The sequence below is a fragment of the Sulfitobacter sp. genome, assembly GCF_036961165.1.
Taxonomy (GTDB): domain Bacteria; phylum Pseudomonadota; class Alphaproteobacteria; order Rhodobacterales; family Rhodobacteraceae; genus Sulfitobacter.
On the sequence record NZ_JBALVJ010000119.1, the window covers coordinates 1 to 7088 of the forward strand.

Below are 7088 nucleotides of genomic sequence, written 5' to 3' on the forward strand. Positions count from 1 at the left end.
GAAAGCAGCCATTCATGCGCAGCGCAGCATCCGTCACAACGGGCTCAAAGCTGCCATTCGCTACAAAGACCGCCAATGGCAGCTCTGGGCCGTTCCTAACATCTGATTAATCTGGCCCAGCCATTGAGAGCTTCTATTTGTCCTACTCAGATTGGCAGCCATGTCACTTTGCCCGACATGGGAACTGATAACTTCCAGCATTATATCAGTAAGATGTGTGGTCAACGTGTGTGGTAAGCAAACTTCACCACCTCACTAACGTCAATAAATTCAACGCCTTACGGTGTATCTAGTATGGTGGCGGAGACGAAGGGATTTTACGCCAAACCAGCGCCTACGGGACGCATCAAATCTTCCAAAAACCTAGACCTTTATTGCTGTAAAACCCATCAATCCAATCGCAGGACAAACTAACCACAAGAGGTAACACAAGAGGGTTCACAGGGCGAAATAATATATTGATTAATCTATATATTTCAGTAGGTTGTGGAGCAGTAAATCTTCACCTCTCGCCGTGTGGGGGCACCATTTTTGGTTTAAATTCAATATTTTACGTGATTTTTGAATTTAGTAAAATTTGCCGAAAAAATCCGGAAGCTTATCGGAAGCCGTTCTGAGTGGCGAAACAACCGTTGCAGCAGGATCACAGACGTCCGATTTGCTTTTAGTAGCGTTGCAATCAATCCAGACCACTCAACTGGCGAACCAAACTGGTCATGAGACGCATTCTTGGCTTTTCAACATGCCGCACCAAAGTCTGGCCAATAATCACGAACGGCCCTTTGCGGACCTTGGCCATGACTTCAAGATGCTGCGGTGCGGCCCGTCATTGCGGCCATTCATTCATCGTGCAGCATTTTATTGAGTTAAGCGTCGGTCAGCGGACAAAGCAGTCCATGACCTCGTCAAACGAATGGGAGCTTTCGTTTCAGTTGATATGGTGTGACGAGGGTCATGGGTGGCTTAGCTGCGGAGGTTGCTTAGCTTTGCGAGAATGCGGTATTTTGAAATCTGCCCGATCATTTTTCCGCCCTCGATGACGCCAATGAGCGTCTCGTCTTCACCAAGCTGGCCCATCACAACGCGGATGCTCGTCTCAGCGGCAACGGTGGTTGAGGGTGCGCCGGTCACGGGCTCCATCACATCGCGCGCGCACAGCACGCTGAGGGGGTTCATGTGGGCTACGAAATCGCCAACATAATCGTTGGCGGGATTGGAATAGATGTCTTGGGGCGTGCCACATTGCACAATCCGCCCACCTTCCATGATAGCGATGCGGTTGCCCAGCTTGAACGCTTCGTCCAGATCATGAGAGACGAAGATGATCGTGCGTCCACGTTTGGCTTGCATGTCCAGCAGGTCGTCTTGCAACCTCGACCGGATAAGCGGGTCGAGGGCCGAGAACGGCTCATCCATCAACAAGATCGGCGCATCTGTGGCAAAGGCACGCGCAAGTCCGACCCTTTGCTGCATCCCGCCAGACAGCTCTCCGACCAAAGCGTCGGCGCGGTCCAGAAGGCCGACGCCTTCCAGCTCTTCATCCACTCGTGCGCGGCGCGTGGCGGCGGATTGCCCGTCCAGCTCGAGCCCAAGCCCGACGTTGTCGCGCACATTGCGCCACGGCAGCAGGCCGAATTGCTGAAAGACCATCGCCACAGTGCGCAGCCTTAGATCGCGCAGAGCCTTGCGGTCGGCGCCAGATACGCTTGTCATCGTGTCGCCCGTCTTGACGCGCACGTTGCCGCGCACCACGGGGTTCAGGCCGTTCACTGCGCGCAGCAATGTCGATTTGCCAGAGCCGGAGAGGCCCATCAGCACAAGAATTTCGCCATCTTCCACAGTGAGCGAGCAGTTGTGCACACCAAGAATTTGGTTGCAGGCGGCGCTGATCTCAGCCCGTTGCTGCCCTGCATCCATCAAGGGCAATGCACTGGCTGGTTTATCACCAAAGACGATGCTGACGTTATCAAATTCTACAGCGTTCATGATCGCTTCACCCGCAGCATACGGTCCAGCATGATCGCAACAGCGACGATGACAAAGCCTGATTCAAACCCCAAACCCGGATCATTGCGCCCAAGCGCCTGCACCACAGGTTTGCCAAGTCCGTCAGCGCCGACATAGGCGGCGATCACAACCATCGATAGGGACAGCATGATGACTTGGTTCAGGCCAGCCATGATCTGGGGCACCGCATAGGGCAATTCGACTTTCCAGAGCAGTTGGGTGGGGGTCGCGCCAAATGCCACTGCGGCTTCGGTCAATTCCGTTGGGGTCTTGGAAACGCCAAGGTATGTCAGCCGGATCGGGGCGGGGATCACGAAGATCACTGTTGCAAATAGGCCCGGCACCATGCCGAGGCCGAAAAACACGATCGCGGGGATCAGGTAGACGAAAGTGGGAAGGGTCTGCATCAGGTCCAGAACGGGGCTGATGAACTGATAGGCGCGGGGACGGTGCGCGAGGAATATGCCGATGGGCACACCCAGCCCCATGCACACCACACAAGACGACAGTACGAGCGCAAGGCTATCGGTTGTTTCCTCCCAATATCCCTGATTGATGATGAACAGCAGGCAGAGCGTGACCAGAAGGCACACTTTCCAAGAACGCTGTAACACCCATGTCAAAGCAACGAACAGCACGACGATGAGCAGGGTGGGCGGGGTTTGCAAGGCCCAGACGATACCGTCGATCATCCATTCCAAACCGTCCGACAGGGTATCAAAGAACGGCCGCGCATGTGTTTTAAGCCAATCCACGATGGCCTCTGACATATCATCCATCGGGATTTTATATGTTTCTAACCAGTCCATGCGCGCCCCTTACGGTAGAGAAAAGGGGGCACCTCTGGACCCCCTCTTATTATTTTTAGTTGGCCAGTGCGGCTGTAACGGCACCAGCAGCGTCGCCACCGTCCAGCGTCGTCACACCGTCAAGCCACGCCGTCCAAATGTCGGTGTTGCCTGTAAGCCATGCCTTGGCCGCATCCTCTGGATCAACACCGTCATTCAGGATTGCGCCCATGATCTCGTTCTCCATGGCGAGGGTAAACTCGAGGTTCGTCAGCAGCTTGCCCACATTGGGGCACTCGGCGACATAGCCGGCACGCGTGTTTGTCGCAACTGTGGCGCCGCCCAGATCTGGGCCAAAGAAGTCATCACCACCGGGCAAATAGGTCAGATCAAAGTTGGCGTTCATGGGATGCGGCTCCCAGCCAAGAAACACGACAGGCTCGGAGCGGTCAACGGCACGCTCAACTTGGGCCAGCATGCCCTGCTCGGAGGATTCAACGACTTTGAAATCGGACAGGCCGAACACGCCGCCGTCGATCATGTCTTGGATCAAACGGTTGCCGTCATTGCCCGCTTCGATTCCGTATATCTTACCGTCAAGTGCTTCAGCGGCTGTCGCGATAGAGGCAAAATCAGTGATCCCCGCAGCAACACCAGCAGCATTGGTCGCGAGTGTGTATTTGGCGCCGGTCAGATTTATGCGCACGGTGTCGACAGTGCCCGCTTCGCGGTAGGTGGCGATATCGCCTTCCATTGTGGGCATCCAATTGCCGAGGAAGACGTCGATGTTACCCTCCGCCATCGATGCATAGGTCACAGGCACGGACAGAATATCGGTTGATGGTTCATAGCCAAGTGCCTCAAGGACAAAGGATGTGGCGGCAGTGGTCGCTGTTATGTCAGTCCAACCAACATCGGAAAAGCGGACTTCTTCACAATTGGCGAATGCTGCGTTTGCGACTGTAATCAGTGCGAGTGTGGAAATTGTGGCGGCGAATTTCATTGAAATCTCCTTGGTTTTTGAAACGGCTCATTGGCAGAGGTGTATAAGCTTAAGCGGTTCAACAAGGAGATACCATGCAATTTTGGGAGGGTAGGTTATGTAGGTCGAGGCATCTTTCCCTGCGATTTGTCGATTTCTTTTTGTCGGTGCTGCGCGGCATTGCAGAAAATCGGCAAAACGGGCTCGGAGCTGCCTTCCGCACCGCAGAATGGAACTCCAATTCGTTACCGTTTGAATGTCGGCTGTCGCCTTTGGCCCAATCTTACCGCGCACGTGCAGCGAATGGCTCCTTCCCGCCCCTTATGTCGATCGACAAGAACGGCCCAGACCTGCCGTTCGCAAGCCCTCCCCGTGCTGCGATGCAGCTTTCGCATTGCAGACGTTGGCAACGACGTTCGGGCGGCTTAAGCTGCAGGACGAAACTCTAAGAGGTCTACTGATGGAACTTGAACCTAATCTGATCATTTCAAGCGCATCGGGGCGCATCGTCGTGGAAGGAGTTCCTTTCAAGGTCGACATCTGCAAGCTGGAAGGCGGAGATGGATGGTCCTTGGAAGTTGTGACCGAAGATGGAACATCCATCGTTTGGGATGATCTTTTCGACGATGATCAGGTCGCATTTGAGGAAGTACAGGTAACCATTGAGAAAGAAGGCCCAGTCGCCTTCGTCAAAGGTGATTCAAATGTCATTCCTTTAAAGAGATAAGTTAAGTGCAAACGGCCCTTTGCGGACGTTGATACATGAAAGACCGAAGGTCCGCTCCGGGGAGCAACCGAAATCACCAATTTGCCTCTGTCCGCATTAAAAGGCCAGTTACGCTGCGCAGCATCTTTCACGCGTCGCACAATGCAGATCCGGCATTCGTAAACGCAAAGCACTTCGGCGACTCACTAAAATGTGCAATCCTTTGATGATCAGGGAGGGATTGAATTATGACTTTAGGGAAATTTCTATCCGTTGCACTTGTAAGCGGTAGCGCCGCGCTTGCTGACCCGACTGTGGAGCGAGGCGAATACCTCGTTGAAGGTCCGGCAGGCTGCGGCAACTGTCATACGCCCATGGGACCCAACGGGCCCGCTGAACGCATGAACCTTGCGGGCCGCCTTGTGGAAGAGAACCCGCACTTCACAGCGATTGCACCGAACATCACCCCGAGAGGACGTGTATCAGATTGGACCGATGAAGAATTCGCACGGGCAATTCGGGAGGGGGTCACCCCACACGACACGCGCGTCATCGGCCCGCCTATGCCCATCGCGCTCTATAGTCGACTTTCGGATGATGACGTCTTTTCGATGGTCAAATATCTCCAAACGGTGCCAACGGTAGAGAACGATCCAGGCGCAAGCACCTATAAAATTCCGCTGCCGCCAGCCTATGGCCCCCCAGTAGGGTCTGTCCCCCACCCCGAAGAGGGCATTACCGTAGAATACGGTGAATATCTGGCCGGTCCAGTCGCGCATTGTATAGAATGTCACAGCCCGATGGGCCAGGAAGGGGGGCCAGATTGGATCAACCAGCCGGGCGCTGGCGGCTTTAAGTTTGATGGCCCCTGGGGCACGTCCATCTCCGCGAACTTGACGCCTCATGAGGAAGACGGGATTGCCAGTTGGACCGATGATGCGCTCAAGCAAATGATCACAGCAGGCTTGCGTCCTGATGGATCACAGATGATGCCGCCAATGGGATACCACCACTACGCACGGCTGAAGCCCGAAGATCTGGATGCAATCATCCTGTATCTGCGTCAGCTTCCCGCGCTTCCTGATCCAACGTAGTCCGAATGATCGCAGTTCTGAAGCTTTGGCCCCTCGGAGACTGCTGAAACCCAGTTCTTAGGAGGCAGGTATGCGGCACAAACGGATAGCAGCGCTGTGGCGGCTATCATGGACGTGAACCCCTGTATACTCGGAAGAAGAAACGCCGAATGGATGTGCCTGCCCGGCATTGTCTTGATCCCAAACGACAAACATCTAAAGTTCAACGATCCGGTTTGAACTGCGGACCGTGAACTTGTTCTCGGTTGACGCCGCGAGTGATCTATTGGGCGAATCGACAAAGACCAGACTTTGAAACTCACTGCAGAATATACTGCCCGACGCAGCCAAGCGCCGTTTTCTGCACTTTAATAATCACGCACGCGAACGGCCCATTGGCGACCTTCAGCATAGGATTGCGATGCCGCAGTGCGGCCCACCATAGGAGACTTTCGTCGCACCCCCAAAATTGGGAGACGGATGAATTCACGCAACGCGGACGTCGCTGCCATTATAGTTGGGGGTGTCCACAAACCGTGTCGGTCCGTAATGCCGACAATTTATAGTGCATTGCATTGTATTGGTTCAATTTCAATGAGGGCGCGAACATCAACACGGTAACTGTGGATTGGCGTTGAAGGCAGTCCGTCGCTTTTGTCATGTCGCTGCTAATTGACCTCCCTGTTCGATAAATATTTATTGACTTGCTGCGGCGCAGTGGTTGCAATGCTGCGCTGCAGCATTACATTTGAACCTACAGCAACAACCCACCCAGTCCTCCAGAAGGAGATTTAACATGACCACGCAGAACACAAAAACCGCCATGTTCGACATCCAGAGCCTGCTCAACCCCAAGGGCGGCCAAGACCTGATCAAGTCGATGGCCAGCATGAACCAGCGGATGACTGCGATTTTCATCGAGGCCGGAACCCGGTCGGTTGAGATCGTGAGCAATACCGCGAAAGAAGCACTTTCTAACCTTGGCGAGGCCACGCAGGTCCTTGAAAATCCTGCTGATTATGCCAAGGTCTATAGCAAATTTGCGCAAAAGCAGATGGATCTTATGACTCACACCGCTCAGGATGTCGGCGAAGTGACCCAGAAAGCTGGGACCGAAACGAAAGAGCTGGCCTCCGAGGCCGGTGAAGAAATGAGTGAGAAGGTCGCGGCGAACGCCAAAGAGGTCACAGACAAGATTACATCGGCCAGTGAAGAAATGAGCGATAAGGTCGCGGCGAACGCCAAAGAGGCAACCGACAAGATTACATCGGCCGCTAAAGATGCCACAGACAAAGCCACAGCTGACAAGGCCGGTTCAGCTTCCAAGAAATCCAGCTAAGACCTCTACCTTCGAACTGTGATATGACGGACGGCGGGTTCTGCAACGGACCCGCCGTTTTTGCATGATCTTAGTTGTTTGGACATGCAACATAAGTTGAATTGGTCTCGATGTGATCTGACACTGCCCCCAAGCGTCGAGCATTTTTGAAGTGGTCCGGCAAAATTGGACAGCGTGCTAAGATGTATCCAAC

6 protein-coding genes are annotated in these 7088 nt (G+C 54.0%); 3 read left to right on the forward strand and 3 right to left on the reverse strand.

Features of this window, described 5'->3' with window-relative positions:
- Nucleotides 1–963: 963 nt before the first annotated feature.
- The 3 genes from choV to choX are packed head-to-tail and all read right to left on the reverse strand — an operon-like array spanning nucleotide 964 to nucleotide 3798.
- On the reverse strand, nucleotides 964–1986 hold the full coding sequence (choV, locus tag V7730_RS21345) for a choline ABC transporter ATP-binding protein (RefSeq protein WP_335749576.1): 1023 nt from the start codon (nucleotides 1984–1986) through the stop codon (nucleotides 964–966).
- Nucleotides 1983–2816: a choline ABC transporter permease subunit gene (gene choW / locus V7730_RS21350; protein ID WP_335749577.1), complete on the reverse strand. Its 834-nt coding sequence runs from the start codon at nucleotides 2814–2816 to the stop codon at nucleotides 1983–1985. Before choW ends, choV begins: the two co-directional genes overlap by 4 nt.
- 55 nt (nucleotides 2817–2871) lie before the next feature.
- Nucleotides 2872–3798 (reverse strand): choline ABC transporter substrate-binding protein, encoded by a 927-nt coding sequence (choX, locus tag V7730_RS21355; RefSeq protein ID WP_335749578.1) that lies wholly within the window; start codon nucleotides 3796–3798, stop codon nucleotides 2872–2874.
- Between the two features lie 439 nt (nucleotides 3799–4237).
- On the opposite strand from choX, the gene V7730_RS21360 reads away from it, so the two are divergent.
- The 3 genes from V7730_RS21360 to V7730_RS21370 all read left to right on the forward strand — a co-directional run bounded on the left by V7730_RS21360 (nucleotide 4238) and on the right by V7730_RS21370 (nucleotide 6895).
- On the forward strand, nucleotides 4238–4504 hold the full coding sequence (locus V7730_RS21360) for a hypothetical protein (protein ID WP_335749579.1): 267 nt from the start codon (nucleotides 4238–4240) through the stop codon (nucleotides 4502–4504).
- 227 nt (nucleotides 4505–4731) lie between these two features.
- On the forward strand, nucleotides 4732–5577 hold the full coding sequence (locus tag V7730_RS21365; RefSeq protein WP_335749580.1) for a c-type cytochrome: 846 nt from the start codon (nucleotides 4732–4734) through the stop codon (nucleotides 5575–5577).
- Nucleotides 5578–6352: 775 nt separating this feature from the next.
- Entirely contained in the window at nucleotides 6353–6895 is a 543-nt protein-coding gene (locus V7730_RS21370) for a phasin family protein (RefSeq protein WP_335749581.1), read from the forward strand.
- The last annotated feature ends 193 nt before the right edge of the window (nucleotides 6896–7088 follow it).

Excerpts from the sequence above, each read along its gene's own strand:
- choV (WP_335749576.1), bottom strand. The coding sequence starts at position 1,986 with ATGAACGCTGTAGAATTTGATAACGTCAGCATCGTCTTTGGTGATAAA.
- choW (WP_335749577.1), bottom strand. The coding sequence starts at position 2,816 with ATGGACTGGTTAGAAACATATAAAATCCCGATGGATGATATGTCAGAG.
- choX (WP_335749578.1), bottom strand. The coding sequence starts at position 3,798 with ATGAAATTCGCCGCCACAATTTCCACACTCGCACTGATTACAGTCGCA.
- V7730_RS21360 (WP_335749579.1), top strand. The coding sequence starts at position 4,238 with ATGGAACTTGAACCTAATCTGATCATTTCAAGCGCATCGGGGCGCATC.
- V7730_RS21365 (WP_335749580.1), top strand. The coding sequence starts at position 4,732 with ATGACTTTAGGGAAATTTCTATCCGTTGCACTTGTAAGCGGTAGCGCC.
- V7730_RS21370 (WP_335749581.1), top strand. The coding sequence starts at position 6,353 with ATGACCACGCAGAACACAAAAACCGCCATGTTCGACATCCAGAGCCTG.